This window comes from Mycobacterium sp. 852014-52144_SCH5372336 (assembly GCF_001665615.1).
Taxonomy (GTDB): domain Bacteria; phylum Actinomycetota; class Actinomycetes; order Mycobacteriales; family Mycobacteriaceae; genus Mycobacterium; species Mycobacterium neumannii_A.
This window is the reverse complement of sequence record NZ_LZSW01000059.1, coordinates 446,150-462,892: the sequence shown is the minus strand read 5'-3', so window position 1 is coordinate 462,892 and position 16,743 is coordinate 446,150. Positions and strand designations below refer to the sequence as shown.

Annotated in this window: 17 protein-coding genes; 14 read left to right on the top strand and 3 right to left on the bottom strand. The window is 68.3% G+C overall.

Annotation, left to right across the window (positions count from 1 at the left end; translation table 11 throughout):
- The first annotated feature begins 62 nt into the window (after positions 1-62).
- From A5759_RS22050 to A5759_RS22040, 3 genes are all read left to right on the top strand, one after another.
- Positions 63-2,687: a glycosyltransferase family 1 protein gene (locus tag A5759_RS22050; protein ID WP_068201166.1), complete on the top strand. Its 2,625-nt coding sequence runs from the start codon at positions 63-65 to the stop codon at positions 2,685-2,687.
- Positions 2,684-3,532 (top strand): virginiamycin B lyase, encoded by an 849-nt coding sequence (locus A5759_RS22045; protein ID WP_068201164.1) that lies wholly within the window; start codon positions 2,684-2,686, stop codon positions 3,530-3,532. The genes A5759_RS22050 and A5759_RS22045 overlap by 4 nt, the downstream gene beginning before the upstream one ends.
- A 104-nt stretch (positions 3,533-3,636) precedes the next feature.
- Entirely contained in the window at positions 3,637-4,371 is a 735-nt protein-coding gene (locus A5759_RS22040) for an MspA family porin (protein ID WP_369816255.1), read from the top strand.
- Here the strand turns inward: A5759_RS22040 and A5759_RS22035 are convergent, their stop codons facing one another.
- The 3 genes from A5759_RS22035 to A5759_RS22025 form a co-directional block, all read right to left on the bottom strand.
- A complete protein-coding gene (locus A5759_RS22035; protein ID WP_068201162.1) occupies positions 4,372-5,811 on the bottom strand; it encodes a neutral zinc metallopeptidase in 1,440 nt (479 codons plus the stop codon). It abuts the gene before it with no gap.
- 67 nt (positions 5,812-5,878) lie between these two features.
- A complete protein-coding gene (locus A5759_RS22030) occupies positions 5,879-7,864 on the bottom strand; it encodes an ATP-dependent DNA helicase (RefSeq protein ID WP_068201160.1) in 1,986 nt (661 codons plus the stop codon).
- On the bottom strand, positions 7,865-9,172 hold the full coding sequence (locus A5759_RS22025) for a nicotinate phosphoribosyltransferase (protein ID WP_068201157.1): 1,308 nt from the start codon (positions 9,170-9,172) through the stop codon (positions 7,865-7,867).
- A 54-nt stretch (positions 9,173-9,226) separates the two neighbouring features.
- On the opposite strand from A5759_RS22025, the gene clpS reads away from it, so the two are divergent.
- The 11 genes from clpS to rdgB are packed head-to-tail and all read left to right on the top strand — an operon-like array spanning position 9,227 to position 16,685.
- Positions 9,227-9,541 (top strand): ATP-dependent Clp protease adapter ClpS, encoded by a 315-nt coding sequence (gene clpS, locus A5759_RS22020; RefSeq protein ID WP_064397324.1) that lies wholly within the window; start codon positions 9,227-9,229, stop codon positions 9,539-9,541.
- 7 nt (positions 9,542-9,548) lie between these two features.
- Positions 9,549-10,133, top strand: coding sequence for a DUF2017 domain-containing protein (locus A5759_RS22015; RefSeq protein ID WP_066843493.1), 585 nt, complete (start codon positions 9,549-9,551; stop codon positions 10,131-10,133).
- Positions 10,130-11,149, top strand: a complete 1,020-nt coding sequence (locus tag A5759_RS22010; protein WP_068201155.1) for a P1 family peptidase — start codon at positions 10,130-10,132, stop codon at positions 11,147-11,149. Before A5759_RS22015 ends, A5759_RS22010 begins: the two co-directional genes overlap by 4 nt.
- 59 nt (positions 11,150-11,208) lie before the next feature.
- Positions 11,209-11,643, top strand: a complete 435-nt coding sequence (locus A5759_RS22005) for a M67 family metallopeptidase (RefSeq protein ID WP_255361543.1) — start codon at positions 11,209-11,211, stop codon at positions 11,641-11,643.
- Positions 11,644-11,656: 13 nt separating this feature from the next.
- On the top strand, positions 11,657-11,938 hold the full coding sequence (locus tag A5759_RS22000) for a MoaD/ThiS family protein (protein ID WP_064397316.1): 282 nt from the start codon (positions 11,657-11,659) through the stop codon (positions 11,936-11,938).
- Positions 11,939-11,948: 10 nt separating this feature from the next.
- Positions 11,949-12,911, top strand: coding sequence for a cysteine synthase (locus A5759_RS21995; protein WP_068201154.1), 963 nt, complete (start codon positions 11,949-11,951; stop codon positions 12,909-12,911).
- Complete coding sequence (locus A5759_RS21990; RefSeq protein ID WP_068201151.1) at positions 12,902-13,585, top strand: rhomboid family intramembrane serine protease; 684 nt, start codon at positions 12,902-12,904, stop codon at positions 13,583-13,585. Before A5759_RS21995 ends, A5759_RS21990 begins: the two co-directional genes overlap by 10 nt.
- Positions 13,586-13,593: 8 nt before the next feature.
- Complete coding sequence (murI, locus tag A5759_RS21985) at positions 13,594-14,415, top strand: glutamate racemase (RefSeq protein WP_068201277.1); 822 nt, start codon at positions 13,594-13,596, stop codon at positions 14,413-14,415.
- A gap of 58 nt (positions 14,416-14,473) precedes the next feature.
- Positions 14,474-15,253, top strand: a complete 780-nt coding sequence (locus tag A5759_RS21980; protein WP_066843506.1) for a cyclic nucleotide-degrading phosphodiesterase — start codon at positions 14,474-14,476, stop codon at positions 15,251-15,253.
- A 44-nt stretch (positions 15,254-15,297) separates the two neighbouring features.
- A complete protein-coding gene (rph, locus tag A5759_RS21975) occupies positions 15,298-16,080 on the top strand; it encodes a ribonuclease PH (protein WP_064426302.1) in 783 nt (260 codons plus the stop codon).
- Entirely contained in the window at positions 16,077-16,685 is a 609-nt protein-coding gene (gene rdgB / locus A5759_RS21970) for an RdgB/HAM1 family non-canonical purine NTP pyrophosphatase (RefSeq protein WP_068201149.1), read from the top strand. The genes rph and rdgB overlap by 4 nt, the downstream gene beginning before the upstream one ends.
- The last annotated feature ends 58 nt before the right edge of the window (positions 16,686-16,743 follow it).

Genomic DNA, 16,743 nt, shown 5'->3' with positions numbered 1-16,743 from the left:
GTCCGACCGGGCGCCCTGCGAGCCGCCGGATTGTCAGTAATGTTGTTCCGCGTGATAGCCCGATGAAAGCGCTGAGAAGGTTCACCGTCCGAACGCATCTGCCCGACCGGCTGGCTGCGCTCGAACGGTTGTCGATCAACCTGCGCTGGTCCTGGGACCGACCGACGCAGGATCTGTTCGAGACGATCGACCCCGAGCTGTGGAAGCGGGTCGGCTGCGATCCGGTCGGCCTGTTGGGGCAGGTCAGCCCGCAGCGCCTGGACACGCTCGCCGGCGACGAGGAGTTCTTGCGCCGTCTCGACGGGCTGGCCGCCGATCTCGACGACTACCTCAACCGGCCGCTGTGGTATCAGCAGGAGCTCGAACACGGTGCTCAACTGCCCAACGGCATCGCGTACTTCTCGATGGAGTTCGGGGTGGCCGAGTCCCTCCCGAACTACTCGGGGGGCCTGGGCATCCTCGCCGGCGACCACCTCAAGGCGGCGTCGGATCTGGGCCTGCCGCTGATCGCGGTCGGGCTGCTCTACCGTTCAGGTTACTTCCGCCAGTCACTGACCGCCGATGGCTGGCAGCACGAGAGCTATCCGGCCCTGGACCCGCAGGGGCTGCCGCTTCGGCTGCTCACCGACCGCGAGGGGCAACGGGTGCTCGTCGCCGTGGCGATGCCCAGCGAGAACGGTTACGACAATCAGCTGCAGGCGCGGGTATGGATCGCCCAGGTGGGCCGAATTCCGTTGCTGCTGCTGGATTCCGACGTCCCGGAGAATGACCACGACCTGCGTGGCGTGACCGACCGGCTCTACGGCGGCGATCAGGAGCACCGGATCAAACAGGAAATCCTCGCCGGTGTGGGCGGGGTGCGGGCGATCCGCGCGTTCATCGAGTTGGAAGGCCGGCCCTCGCCCGAGGTGTTCCACATGAACGAGGGACATGCCGGCTTCCTCGGTGTCGAGCGCATCCGGGAACTCATCGACGCCGGGCTCGATTTCGACACCGCGCTGACGGTGGTGCGGTCCTCGACGGTGTTCACCACGCACACCCCGGTGCCCGCGGGAATCGACCGCTTCCCGGTGGAGATGGTGCGCCGGTACTTCGGCGGTTCGACCGACGGCCCCTCGGGTGCGATGTCGCGGCTGCTGCCGGGCCTTCCGCTCGATCGCATCATCGCGTTCGGCGAGGAGGACGACCCGACCAAGTTCAACATGGCCCACATGGGTCTGCGGCTGGCCCAGCGCGCCAATGGTGTCTCGATGCTGCACGGCAACGTCAGCAGGCACATGTTCAACGAGCTGTGGCCGGGTTTCGATCCGGGCGAGGTGCCGATCGGGTCGATCACCAACGGTGTGCACGCGCCGACCTGGGCGGCGCCGCAGTGGATGGAACTCGGCCGCGAACTGCTCGGCAGCGAGGACCTCACCAGTGCCCGCGAACCCGCCGCGTGGGGGCGCCTGCAGCAGGTCGACACCGGCCACCTGTGGTGGATCCGCTCGCAGCTGCGCGAGCAGCTCATCGAGGACGTGCGCGCGAGGCTGCGCCGTTCCTATCTGGAACGCGGCGCGGCGGAAGCCGAACTGGGCTGGATCGCAACGGCTTTCGATCCCAACGTCCTGACGATCGGATTCGCGCGGCGGGTGCCGACCTACAAGCGTCTGACGTTGATGCTGCGCGACCCCGAACGGCTGGAGCGACTGTTGCTCAACGACGAGCGGCCGATCCAGCTCATCGTCGCGGGGAAATCCCACCCCGCCGACGACGGCGGCAAGGCCCTGATCCAGCAGGTGGTGAAGTTCGCCGACCGGCCCGAGGTCCGGCACCGGATCGCCTTTTTGCCCGACTACGACATGTCGATGGCCCGCCAGCTGTACTGGGGATGCGACGTGTGGCTCAACAATCCGCTGCGGCCGTTGGAGGCGTGCGGCACGTCGGGTATGAAGAGCGCGCTCAACGGCGGGCTGAACCTGTCCATCCGCGACGGGTGGTGGGACGAGTGGTACGACGGCGAGAACGGGTGGGAGATCCCCACCGCCGACGGTCTGGCCGACGAGAACCGGCGTGACGACCTCGAGGCGGCCGCTCTGTATGACCTGCTGGAGACGACCGTGGCGCCGAAGTTCTACGACCGCGACGAGCGTGGTGTGCCGGCGCGGTGGGTCGAGATGGTGCGGCACACGCTGATCGTGTTGGGTCCCAAGGTGCTGGCGTCGCGGATGGTGCGCGACTACACCGAGAAGTACTACGCGCCGGCGGCGCAGTCGCTGCGACGGACCGTCGAACCCGGCAATGATGGTGAACCATTCGGCGCCGCAAGGGATCTGGCCGGCTACCGGCTGCGTGCCCAGGAATCGTGGCCCAAGATCCAGATCACCGACGTCGACAGCTACGGTCTGCCCGACACCCCGCTGCTGGGTTCGGAGCTCACGTTGACCGCCACCGTGTACCTGGCGGGCCTGCGCCCCGAAGAGGTTGCCGTGCAAGCGGTGCTGGGTCGCGTCGACGCGAGCGATCAACTCGTCGAACCGGTGACGGTGCCGATGGCGCACACAGGGAGCGCCGACGCCGGCAGGGAAGTGTTCTCCGCGACCGCTCCGTTGCCCGTCGCCGGGCCGGTGGGTTACACCGTGCGCGTCCTGCCGCACCACCCGCTGCTGGCGGGCGACAACGAGCTCGGCCTCGTCACGCTCGCGTGACACACGCGATCAAGGTCGCGCTCGACGGCGGGCCCTACGGGATCGCGGCAGGTCCGGACGGCGCGCTCTGGGTGACGCTGGTGCACGACGGCGCGATCGCGCGGGTCACCGACAGCGGCGAGGTCGCGACGTATCCCGTAGCGCCGGGCTGTCGGCCGTCGATCATCACCGCGGGCCCCGACGGAGCGCTGTGGTTCACCCGCAACGGCGACGACCACATCGGCCGCATCACCACCGCCGGCGAAGTGGGCGCGTTCGAACTCCCTGCGGGAAGCGCTCCATACGGCATCACGACGGGCCCCGACGGGGCGCTGTGGTTCACGGCGATGGGCTCCGGAATGGTCGCTCGGATGTCGACGGACGGTGAGGTTTCGGAGGCTCGCCCGGTCGGCGGAGCGCCGGCGATGATCGTCACCGGTCCCGACGGGGCGCTGTGGTTCACGCTGAATCAGGCCAGCGCCGTCGGCCGCCTCACCCTCGGCGGTGACCTTTCCATCCGCGAAACACCCACGGCCGCCTCGGGTCCCGTCGGCATCACGGCAACCCACGACGACGCGCTGTGGTTCACCGAGATCGTCGCCGAACGCCTCGGCCGGATACCGGTCGACGATGCCATCCAGGAAATCGACCTGCCCGGCAAGCCGCATGCGGTGGTCGCCGATCCCAGCGACGGCGTGTGGGTGACGCTGTGGGGGTCCAGCCAGCTCGCCCGCGTCGGCGGCGACGGTGACATCGTCACGATCGACCTGCCGCCGGGCAGTGAACCGCACGGGCTCGCGGTGGACCGCGATGGCGCCGTCTGGGTCGCACTGGAAGCCGGTCACGTCCTACGAATGCCGACCTGACCGGGCAATCGGAACGATTCTGGGAGCATCCGCACGCGTCGCACATCGGGCGCGGTAGGTTCCCAAGCGTTGCTAACGACGGAGGGTGGCCAGTGACGATTGGGATTGTGCTGCGGCGAGGCCTCACCGTGATCACGGTCGCGGGGGTGCTCGGCAGTTTGGGCGCCGCATCCGCGTCGGCCGATCCGGAGGCCGAGCCTGTCGTGGCCGAAGTGCCCGCCGAGGGGGCGCCCCCTCCGCCGCCGCCTCCGGACGGCGCCGTCGAATCCACCCCGCCCGCGGTGACCGAGACTCCCGACGGTTGGCGCCTGGAAATGAGCGCCGAGAAGGAGACCCAGGCACCGACACCTCCGCTGACGACCGCACTGTCGTCGCGCGAATACGTCGTCGGCGGCACCTATAAGGGTCGGCTGATCGGCCCGGGGGGAGGCGAAGCGCCGGAGGGCAGCCTTGAAGTCGGTTACGAGATCGGCTGCGGCATCGACATGAGCACCTCGAACGGCGTCTCCCTTACCGGCACCGCAGGCATCAACCCGTCCATCGGGCTGCTGGGGCTCACCGTGGTCGGTGGTGGAGAGGACTTCGGAATCCTGCCGAGCCTCGGCGGCAATGTCGGCGGCGGTATCACCGTGGGCCTCAAACCGGGTCTGGTCAACGTGGTGCCGGTGACGAAGAAGAAGTTCACCGGCGCGGAGCCGTGGGTGATGGTGAGCAATTTCCGGGTCAAGATCGACGGCTGCGTCGGCGAGTCCTTCATCCGCTCGTATGCGTACCTCAGCCATTCCACCGACCAGTCCGAGGCGATTGTCGCCTGGTACGGCGTGACGAAAAAGATCTGATCAGTCGAAGCGCTTGAAGCAGCGTTCGGTGTCCCCGAGGACGCCGACGCGGAAGGCGTCGATGCGGGAGAAGCCCGAGGGCACCGATTCGCCGTTGACGTCGCTGGCCACCAGGCCGTTCATCAGGATGCCCGACACGGCTTCGTCGACGTCGCCTGCGGTCAGCGCGACGGTGTTGCCGTCGGGGGTGGTCACGCTCTTCGAGAGTTTGGTGGTGGCGACACCGGTCAGGCACGCCGTGCGCAGCGCGGCCTCGGCGTTGTCCAGTGCGAGGCCGCCGTGCTCGTTCTGGATTGCCTGCATGTACCGCGACACCAGTACCGAGTAGGCGGTGTTGTCACCGGTGGCCAAGCTGACCGGGTCCTCGATGTCGGGCTGGGCGCCCATCAGCGCCAGCTCGTCGAGGTCGACGGCGATGGTGTTGGTCGCGGGGCAGTAGGAGACCGGCGGACTCGGTCGCGCGTTCGTGCAGGCCGGGGGGTCGAAGCTGCGCTGCGGCGGGTTGGCGGGTGTGAAGAGGATGTCCATCGCGTCCATGACGGCCCCTACCGACTCTTCGGAGACGGGCCATTCGCCGGTCTCGTCCTCCTGCAGGAGCACCGGCAGATCGCCCCGGCGTTGGCCGATCTCGCGCATGTCGATGGCCGCGCAGGCCGACGGGCCGTCGGTGAAGCCGAACTGGAAGGCCGACAGGCGTTCGAACGCCGAACCGTGTTCGTCGACCCCGACTTCGGGGTCGTACTCGCTCAGCAACGGATCCCGGAACGCGATGACGGACGCCAACACGTTGTTGAGCCCTTCGCCGGTCGACAGCGTGAATCGCGGCGAGTCGTCTTCTGCGACCCAGCGCATGTAGGCGCCCGCCAGACAGTCGGCCTGCTGTTCGGACACCAGCGTCGGGGTGTCGTCGTCGACCAGGCCCGCCTGCCTCTGCACGGCGTGGCCGTATTCGTGGGCGAGCACCATCGTCACTCCCATGTCGCCGAACTCCTGCCGCAGACTGGGCAGGAGCTCGCCGCGATCCCATCCGATGGTGTTGTCGGTGGTGCAGTAGCCGGCGTTGACCAAGGCGTAGGTGTCGGTGTCGCAGAACCCGGTGCTGTCGAATCCGTTGGCGTCCCAGGAATAGACGCGGTCGACCGGCTCGAACCGGCCGTCGAACGCCGCGCCGTAGGCGCCTTCCCAGAACTCTTCGATGTCGCTGATCGCCTGGCGGGCCAGCTCGTCGGAGTCACTCCCGTTGGTGCCCACCACCACTCGCGTCGGATCGCGCGCGTCCGGCCGTAAACCGGTGGGGCCGTCGGTCGCAGGCATGCCCGCGACACGGAACGGATCGTTGAACACCGACACGGGTTCGCCGCGAAGGGTTGTGGTGCATCCCGTGATGACGAGCACCGCCGACATCGCGGTCACGGCGCCCCGCACGTGTCGTCGATTCATGGACGCCGCCTTTCACGTCGAGGCGGCCGCAGGGCGCGCACTGAACCGTTGTCAGAATAGAAAACAATCACCGCGCGCGGAGACGTTCGAGCGCCTGACGCACGCGGTTCGAGTCGGTCGTCGCCCAGAACGGTGGCAGAGAGGCTCGCAGGAATCCGCCGTAGCGGGCGGTGGCCATCCGCGAGTCCAGCACGGCGACCACGCCGCGGTCGTCGACGGTGCGCAACAGCCGACCCGCACCTTGGGCCAACAGCAGCGCGGCGTGGCTGGCGGCAACGGCCATGAAACCGTTGCCCCCTCGGGCAGCCACCGCCCGTTGCCGCGCGGTCAGTAGCGGATCGTCGGGGCGCGGGAACGGAATCCGGTCGATGAGCACCAGCGACAGTGACGGGCCGGGCACGTCGACGCCCTGCCACAGCGACAGCGTGCCGAACAGCGACGTCTCGGGCTCGTCGGCGAACCGCTTGACCAACGCCGACGTGGTGTCCTCGCCCTGGCACAGCACCGGAGTGTCCAGCCGCTCCCGCATGATCTCGGCTGCCGCCTTGGCCGCACGCATCGAGGAGAACAGACCGAGGGTGCGGCCACCCGCCGCGGTGACCAGCGTGGCGATTTCGTCGAGTTGTTCGGCGGACCCGGTGCCGTCACGTCCCGGCGGCGGCAGATGTGCTGCAACGTAGAGGATGCCGGACTTCGCGTGCTCGAACGGGGATCCGACGTCGATGCCCTTCCACTCGGTCTCCCCGCCCGTCAGCCCCCACGCCGATGCCATCGCGTCGAACGTGCCGCCGATCGTCAGCGTCGCCGATGTCAGAACGGTCGTGGTGTTCTCAAAGAGCCTGGTGCGCAACAGACCCGACACCGAAAGCGGGGCGACGCGCAGTATGGTCCGCACCGCTGCGCGCGTGTCCTCGCGTTCGATCCACACCACGTCCGTGCGGTCGGGGATGGCGGGCAGGAAGGAGTCGAGGACGCGGGAGGCGGTGTCGCCGATATCGGTCAACGCCGTGACGGCTTCGGTGCGCGCGGACGCGGCCGCCGGGTCGCTCGGCGCGGTGTCGATCGTCGACCGGGCCCGGTACGCGGCGTCGCGCACCGCGGTCAGGTAGGTCGCCAATTCGTCGTCGAGGACGTCGATGCGGCCCGGCTCGGTGTCGTGGATGGCCGACGACAGCGTCGCCGTCGACGCCTCCAGCCGTTGTGCCAGTTCCTGGTCGACCAGGCGCGCGGCCCGGCGGTGGGCGATGCCGAGCGAGGTCGCGGACAGCTCACCGGTGGCCACCGACGTCACGCGGTCGACCAACTCGTGCGCCTCGTCGACGACGAGCAGGTGGTGTTCGGGGAGTACGGCGGCATCGGAGATCGCGTCGATGGCCAGTAGAGCGTGGTTGGTGACGACGACATCGGCACGGCCGGCTTTCTCCCGTGCCTTTTCTGCGAAACAGTCGGTGCCGAACGGGCACCGGGCCACTCCGATGCATTCGCGCGCCGACACGCTGACCTGTGACCAGGACCGGTCCGGAACGCCCGGGGTCAGCTCGTCGCGGTCGCCGGTGTCGGTGTCCGACGACCAGGCGATGAGCCGCTTCACATCTCGACCCAGGGCACTGGTCGCCACCGGTTCGAACAGATCTTCCTGGGACCGGTCCTCGGGCTCGGTGACACCGCCGGCCGAACTTCCGTTGTGAATCTTGTTCAGGCACAGGTAATTCCCGCGGCCCTTGAGCAGGGCGAACTCGGGGGCGCGCGGCAGCATGTTGGCCAGCGATTCCGCCAGCCGCGGAAGGTCGCGGTCGACGAGTTGACGTTGCAGCGCGATGGTCGCCGTGGACACCACGACGGGGTCGTCGGCGTCGACGGCACGTGCGAGCGCGGGCACGAGGTAGGCCAGCGACTTCCCGGTGCCCGTCCCGGCCTGGACGGCAAGGTGCTCACCGGTGTCGAAGGCATTAGTGACGGCCTTCGCCATCTCGACCTGGCCCGCGCGTTCGCGTCCACCGAGGGCCGCGACGGCGGTGGCCAGCAACTGGGTGATGTCCGACGTGGTGCCCACCTACGCGCCGGGAGGGATCAGCCGCGTCGGCACGGCGGGTTCGCCGCGGGACAGTTTCAACCCGTCCCACGGCAGGCTCGTCAGGCCGTCTCTGACCCGGGCGCGGGCCGCGCCGAGGCCCAGATCGGCGACCGGTTCGCCATGCCGTATCAGTGGAACGGTCAGAACTCGCGCGGTGAGGCCGTCGGGGTCAGCCGGCGGGCGCTCGTAGGGGAAGACGACCTCTTCGACGATCGTGCCGGTCGCCTTGGCCATCCGCATCGCCTGTTTACGTCCGCCGTGAGACTGCTTGTGGCTGCTGCGCTTCTCCACCGGAAGGCCGTCCACCTCGGTCAGCTTGTAGACCATTCCGGCCGTCGGGGCGCCGGAACCGGTGACCAGCGACGTGCCGACGCCGTAGGTGTCGACCGGTTCGGCCCGCAGCGCGGCGATCGCGAATTCGTCGAGATCGCCGGAGACGACGATCTTCGTCTCGGTGGCGCCGAGGTCGTCGAGCTGAGCGCGCACCTGGCGCGCGAGCACGCCGAGGTCTCCGGAATCGATGCGCACCGCACCGAGTTCCGGGCCGGCGACCTCGACGGCCGTCGCCACCCCCGCGGTGATGTCGTAGGTGTCCACCAGCAGCGTCGTGTCCACACCGAGCGCCTCGACCTGCGCCTGGAACGCCGCACGCTCGTCGGGGCCGTCACCGGTGGTGTACAGCAGTGTGAACGCGTGCGCGCTGGTGCCGAGCGCCGGGACCCCGTAGTCGCGCTGGGCCTGCAGATTGGACGATCCGGAGAAGCCGGCCAGGTACGCCCCACGAGCGGCGGCGACGGCGGCGTGCTCGTGGGTGCGCCGCGAGCCCATCTCGATCAGGTGGCGGCCCTCGGCGGCGCTGACCATGCGGGCGGCGGCGGATGCGATCGCGGTGTCGTGGTTGAAGATCGACAACGCCAATGTCTCCAGGACGACACATTCGCCGAACGTGCCGTGCACCGAGAGCACCGGTGAACCCGGGAAGTAGAGCTCGCCTTCGGCGTATCCGTCGACATCGCCTCCGAATCGGTACTCGGCCAGGTACGCGAGCGTCTCGGCGTCGAGAAAGTCTGCGAGCGAAGCCAGCGCCGCATCGTCGAATTCGAACTGCGCCAAAGCATCCACGAACCGTGCGGTGCCTGCCACCACGCCGTAGCGGCGGCCTTCGGGCAGTCGGCGCGCGAAGATCTCGAAGGTGGTGCGTCGGTGCGCGGTGCCGTCGCGCAACGCGGCCGCGAGCATCGTCAGCTCATACTTGTCGGTGAGCAGGGCCGGGGATGCGGCGGTCACACCGTCACCGTAGTAGCTCGAAGTGCCGGATATGCGTTGGCTATCCTGAACGACATGGTTACGCCGGCGAAGGCTCGACCGGGGACTCGCGAAGAGCGGAACGTCAAGTCCGTCGCGACTGAAGACGCCGCCGTCGACACGCCCTGGGTGACCATCGTGTGGGACGACCCGGTGAACCTGATGACCTACGTGACCTACGTCTTGCAGAAGCTGTTCGGCTACCCCGAGGCGCACGCGACCAAGTTGATGCTCCAGGTGCACAACGAAGGCAAGGCCGTGGTCTCGGCGGGCAGTCGCGAGGCGATGGAGATCGACGTGACCAAGCTCCACGCCGCCGGGCTGTGGGCCACCATGCAGCAGGACCGCTGACAGACACGTGCGTAAGTGGAAGCGGGTGGACACTGCCGATGGAGCGCGTTTCCGGTCGGCCATCGCACCGCACGAGGCGGCCCTGTTGCGAAGCCTGGCCACTTCGGTGGTGGGAATGCTGGAGGAGCGCGAATCATCCGCGCCCGCAGATGAACTCGAAGCGATCACCGGCATGCGTACCGGCAATTCGACGCCACCCGAAGACGACACGATGAAACGGTTGCTGCCGGATTTCTACCGGCCGCAGACCGAGCACCCCGCCGGCTCCAGTGCCGCCGAGAGCCTCAACAGCGCACTGCGCGGCTTGCATGAGCCCGACATCATCGATGCCAAACGCGAAGCGGCGCAGACACTTTTGGACACCATGCCGGCGCAGGGCGGCAAGTTCGAGCTGAGCGAGGACGACGCGCACGCGTGGGCCGCCGCCGTAAACGACATGCGCTTGGCGCTGGGCACCATGCTCGCGATCTCACCGGAGGGGCCCGACGAACTGCCGCCCGACCATCCGATGGCCGGGCACCTCGACGTCTACCAGTGGCTGACCGTGCTGCAGGAGTATCTGGTACTGGGACTGATGGGGAAGTCGAGATGACCTCGATCACCGACGTGGCCGGCATCCGGGTGGGGCAACACCATCGCCTCGATCCGGACGTGACGTTGGGTTCGGGTTGGGCCAGCGGTACAACCGTCGTCCTGACGCCGCCGGGCACCGTGGGAGGAGTCGACGGCAGGGGAGGGGCGCCCGGCACCCGAGAGACCGACCTGCTCGACCCGATCAATTCCGTTCGGCACGTCGACGCCGTGGTACTGAGCGGCGGCAGCGCCTACGGGCTGGCGGCCGCCGACGGGGTGATGCAATACCTCGAGGAGCAGGGTCGCGGCGTCGCACTGGACGGCGGCGTGGTCCCGATCGTGCCCGCCGCGGTCGTGTTCGACCTCCCAGTCGGCGGTTGGCAGTGCAGGCCGACCGCGGAGTTCGGCTACCAAGCGGCCGCAAGCGCGGGGACCGAGGTGGCGACCGGCACCGTGGGCGCGGGCACGGGAGCGCGCGCCGGTGTGCTCAAGGGCGGTGTGGGCACGGCTTCGATGCAACTGGATTGCGGCGTCACTGTCGGCGCGCTGGTGATCGTCAACTCCGCGGGCGAGGTCTTCGACACGGCGACGGGCCTGCCCTGGCTGGCGTACCAGATCGAGGAGTTCGGGTTGGTCCCGCCGCCCGCCGACCAGATCGCCGCCTACGCCGACCGACACCAGGAGTTCAGCCCGCTCAACACGACGATCGCCGTGGTGGCCACCGACGCGGCAATGAGCCCCGCGGCCTGCCGACGGGTCGCCGTCGCCGCACACGACGGCTTGGCGCGCACCATCCGGCCGTGCCATACGCCGCACGACGGGGACACGGTGTTCGCGCTGGCCACCGGTGCCGTCGAGGTGCCGCTGGATCCCACGACCCCGGCGTCGATGACGCCTGAGATGCCGCTGATCACGCGGGTGGGCGCCGCCGCGGCGGACTGTCTGGCCCGCGCGGTGATGATCGGGGTACTGGCCGCCGAGTCGGTGGCCGGAATACCGGCGTACCAAGACATGTTGCCTGGAGCGTTCGAGTAATCGCGAAATTGCATTCCAGCAGCCGTTTACTCGATTTTTCGCTGCTGGAATACAGTTTCGTGCAGAAAGGGGTAGCTGCTGTGTTGGTGATCCGAGCGGATCTGGTCGACGCCATGGTCGCCCATGCCCGCGCCGACCATCCCGACGAGGCCTGCGGGGTGATCGCGGGACCGGAGAACTCGGACCGTCCGGAGCGCTTCATCGCGATGACCAACGCCGAGCGCTCGCCGACGTTCTACCGGTTCGATTCGATGGAGCAGCTGCGGGTGTGGCGGGAGATGGACGACGCCGACGAGGTCCCTGTCGTGATCTACCACTCGCACACCGGGACCGAGGCCTATCCCAGCCGCACCGACATCTCACTGGCCCAGGAACCCGACGCCCACTACGTGCTGGTGTCGACCCGCGACCCCGAGGAGCACGAACTGCGGAGCTACCGCATCGTCGACGGCGTCGTCACCGAGGAACCCGTCAAGATCGTCGAGCAGTACTAGAAAGGCTTCACCGATGGCAGTCAACGTTTCCATCCCGACCATCCTGCGCACCCACACCGGAGGGGAGAAGCGCGTCACCGCGTCGGGCGACACCGTCGCGGCCGTGATCAGCGACCTGGAGGCCAACTACTCCGGCATCTCCGAGCGCCTGATGGACAAGGACAACCCCGGAAAGCTGAACCGGTTCGTCAACATCTACGTCAACGACGAGGACGTGCGGTTCTCGGGCGGGCTCGACACCACGGTCGCCGACGGCGACTCGGTGACGATCCTGCCCGCAGTGGCTGGAGGGTAACGGGCGTCTGATGGCGCGATACGACTCGCTGCTCGACGCGCTGGGCGGTACCCCGTTGGTGGGCCTGCGCCGGCTCTCACCGCGCTGGGACGAGGCGTCCCATGTGCGGCTGTGGGCCAAGCTCGAGGACCGCAACCCCACCGGCTCCATCAAGGATCGGCCGGCGCTGCGGATGATCGAGGAGGCCGAACGGCAGGGCCTGCTGCAACCCGGCGCGACGATCCTGGAGCCGACGAGTGGGAACACCGGCATCTCGCTGGCGATGGCGGCCCTGCTCAAGGGCTACCAGATGATCTGTGTGATGCCGGAGAACACCTCGATCGAACGCCGCCAGCTGCTCGAGTTGTACGGTGCGCGGATCATCTACTCGCCCGCCGAGGGCGGCTCGAACACCGCCGTCGCCCACGCGAAAGAGCTTGCGCTGCAGAATCCTTCGTGGGTGATGCTCTACCAATACGGCAATGAGGCCAACTCGCAGTCGCACTACGAGGGCACCGGCCCCGAATTGCTCGCAGACCTGCCGGAGATCACCCATTTCGTCGCGGGCCTCGGCACCACCGGCACCCTGATGGGGACCGGGCGGTTCCTGCGCGAGCGCAAACCCGACGTCAAGATCGTCGCCGCCGAACCGCGCTACGGCGAGGGCGTCTACGCACTGCGCAACATCGACGAAGGGTTCATCCCCGAGTTGTACGACCCGGACGTGCTCACCACGCGGTACTCCGTCGGCTCCTACGACGCGATCAGGCGCACCCGCGATCTGGTTCAGGTGGAGGGGATCTTCGCGGGCATCTCGACCGGCGCGGTGCTGCACGCGGCGTTGGGCATGGCGGCCAAGGCGGTCAAGGCCGGCGAGCAGGCCGACATCGCGTTCGTCGTCGCCGACGCGGGTTGGAAGTATCTGTCGACCGGCGCGTACGCCGGTAGCCTTGATGACGCCGAAGACGCGCTCGAAGGGCAGCTATGGGCATGACCGGATATCCGGGGACCACACCGTCGCAACCGCGCAAGCGGCCCGCGTGGGTGATCGGCGCCGTAACCGTCTTCAGCTTCGTCGTGCTGCTGTGGGTCATCGAACTGTTCGACTCGTTGTCGAACCATCGCCTCGACGACAACGGCATCCGGCCACTGGAGTCCGACGGGCTCGTGGGCATCCTGTTCGCCCCGCTGCTGCACTCGAACTGGGACCACCTCATCGCCAACACCGTTCCGGCCCTGGTGCTGGGCTTCCTGATGACGCTGGCGGGGATGTCGCGATTCATCTTCGCGACCGCGATCGTGTGGATCCTCGGCGGTCTGGGCACGTGGCTGATCGGCAATGTCGGCATGCACTGCCCGTACGTGGGGGTGCGGTGCGAGGCCAACCACATCGGCGCTTCGGGGCTGATCTTCGGTTGGCTGGCATTCCTCATCGTGTTCGGGTTCTTCACCCGCAAGGCCTGGGAGATCATCGTCGGCGTCATCGTGATGCTGGTCTACGGCAGCGTTCTGCTCGGCGTACTGCCCGGCACGCCGGGGGTGTCGTGGCAGGGTCACCTGAGTGGGGCGGTCGCGGGCGTCATCGCGGCGTATCTGCTGTCCGGTCCGGAGCGCAAGGCTCGCGAGAAGCGCAAAAGCGTGACGTCGAACCCGTACCTGCCGTCGTGAACCCGGCCGTGTCGGCCGAGGCACCCGTCGGCGTCTTCGACTCGGGTGTCGGCGGGCTCACGGTCGCTCGCGCGATCATCGACCAGTTGCCCGCCGAGAATATCGTCTACGTCGGCGACACCGCCAACGGGCCGTATGGGCCGCTGTCCATCCCGCAGGTCCGCGCACACGCCCTGGCGATCGGCGACGATCTCGTCTCGCGCGGGATCAAGGCACTCGTCATCGCCTGCAACACGGCGTCGTCGGCCTGCCTGCGCGACGCCCGCGAACGCTATGCACCGGTGCCCGTGATCGAGGTGATCCTGCCCGCGGTGCGCCGCGCGGTCGCGACCACCCGCAACGGTCGCATCGGTGTCATCGGCACCGCGGCGACGATCGCGTCCGGTGCATACCAGGACGCGTTCGCGGCGGCCCGCGACACCGAGGTGATCGGTGTGGCCTGCCCGCGGTTCGTCGACTTCGTCGAGCGGGGGGTGACCAGTGGGCGCCAGGTGCTCGGGCTCGCCGAGGGATACCTCGAACCGCTTCAACGCGCCCACATCGACACGCTCGTGCTGGGCTGCACCCACTACCCGATGCTGTCGGGTCTGATCCAGTTGGCGATGGGCGAGAACGTCACGTTGGTGTCGAGCGCCGAGGAGACCGCCAAGGACTTGCTGAGGGTGCTCACCGAACTCGATTTGCTGCGGCCGCACGACTCCGCGCCGCCGCAGCGGATCTTCGAGGCGACGGGCGACCCGGATGCCTTCACCACCCTTGCCGCACGGTTTCTCGGCCCGACGCTCGACGGCGTTCGACCTGTTCAACGTCACGTCAGCGCGCAGAGATGACTTCGGTCGCTCAAACCGGCCATGTTTTCGTCAACTATGGACCGGGCATGGCAAGCTAGTGACTGTGCGAATCACCGTACTCGGTTGCTCCGGCAGTGTTGTCGGGCCTGATTCGCCGGCGTCCGGATATCTCGTCACAGCACCCGACACCCCGCCGTTGGTGCTCGACTTCGGCGGTGGCGTGCTCGGTGCGCTGCAACGCCACGCCGATCCCAACGACGTTCACGTGCTGCTGTCGCATCTGCATGCCGACCACTGCCTCGATCTGCCGGGCCTGTTCGTGTGGCGGCGCTACCACCCGTCGCCGGCGCAGGAACGCGGAATCATGTACGGCCCGGCCAACACCTGGGCCCGGCTCGGTGCGGCGTCGTCGCCCGAGGGTGGGGAGATCGACGATTTCTCCGATGTCTTCGAGATCCGCCACTGGGTCGACAACGAAACGGTCACCATCGGCTCGCTGAACGTGACACCGAAATTGGTTTGCCACCCGACCGAGTCCTACGGCATGCGCATCACCAATCAGGACGGTGCCACGCTCGTCTACAGCGGGGACACCGGCTACTGCGAGCAACTCATCGACCTCGCCCGCGGCGCCGACGTGTTCCTGTGCGAGGCGTCCTGGACGCACTCGCCGGACCGGCCGCCGAGACTGCATCTGTCGGGTACGGAGGCGGGCCGCGCCGCCGCCGAGGCCGGCGTCGGCGAGTTGCTGCTGACCCACATTCCGCCGTGGACGTCGCGCGAGGACGTCATCAGCGAGGCCAAGGCCGAGTTCGACGGTCCGGTGCACGCGGTCGTCTGCAACGAGACGTTCGACATCGTGCGCGCGACGGCGTGATGGTCTCAAGCGATGGGGTCGGAGTCAGCCGATAGGGTTGGCTCGTGTCCCGAAGAGAAGACGGCCGGCTTGACGACGAGCTGAGGCCGGTCCGCATCACCCGCGGTTTCACCACCCATCCCGCCGGTTCTGTGCTGGTGGAATTCGGCGAGACGCGCGTCATGTGCACGGCAAGCGTCACCGAGGGTGTGCCGCGCTGGCGCAAGGGCTCTGGAAAGGGCTGGCTGACAGCCGAATACGCGATGCTGCCCGCCGCAACGCACGATCGGTCCGATCGCGAGTCGGTCAAGGGCCGTGTCGGTGGCCGCACCCAGGAGATCAGCAGGCTGGTCGGCCGGTCGTTGCGGGCGTGCATCGACCTCGCCGCGCTGGGCGAGAACACGGTCGCAATCGACTGCGACGTGCTGCAGGCCGATGGGGGTACGCGAACGGCCGCGATCACCGGGGCCTACGTCGCGCTTGCCGACGCGGTGACCTATCTGTCGGCGGCGGGCAAGCTCTCCGATCCGCGACCGCTGTCGTGCGCGATCGCCGCGGTCAGCGTCGGCGTTGTCGACGGGCGCATCCGCGTCGACCTGCCGTACACCGAGGACTCGCGCGCCGAGGTCGATATGAACGTCGTGGCCACCGACACCGGCACTCTCGTCGAGATCCAGGGCACCGGTGAGGGCGCGACGTTCCCGCGCTCGACGCTGGACAAGATGCTCGACGCGGCGATGACGGCGTGTGAGCAGATCTTCGAGATCCAGCGGGAGGCGTTGGAGTTGCCCTATCCCGGGGTGCTGCCCGAACCGAAGGACCCGCCAAAGAAGGCGTTCGGAAGCTGACCGAGCTGCTGGTGGCCAGCCGCAACCCGAAGAAGCTGGCCGAGTTGCACCGGGTGCTCGCGGCGGCGGGGGTGTCGGGGCTGACGCTGCTCTCACTTGACGACGTGCCCGCCTTCGACGAGGCGCCCGAAACCGGGGCGACATTCGAAGAGAACGCGTTGGCCAAAGCACGCGATGCTCACCGCGCGACGGGCCTTGCGGCGGTCGCCGATGATTCCGGGCTGGAGGTCGCGGCGTTGAACGCAATGCCCGGGGTGCTCTCGGCGCGGTGGGCGGGCCGGCATGGGGACGACGCCGCGAACACGGCGCTGCTGTTGGCGCAGCTTTCGGACGTACCCGACGAGCGGCGCAGCGCGGCGTTCGTGTCGGCCTGCGCGTTGGTGCACTCGGCCGGTGAGGTCGTGGTGCGCGGGGAGTGGCCGGGCAGCATCGTGCCCTCACCGCGCGGGGAAGGCGGGTTCGGCTACGACCCCGTTTTCCTGCCCGCCGGGTCGACGCGGACCGCGGCCGAACTCGACGCCGCCGAGAAGGATGCGGCCTCGCACCGGGGCCGTGCCCTGAGGGCACTGCTGCCCGCGCTGCGGGAGTTGGCCGCCCGAACCTGATCTTGTGCGCGAGATTCGGCCCTGCGATCACAAGCTCAGGCTGCGCAAGGAAATTTTG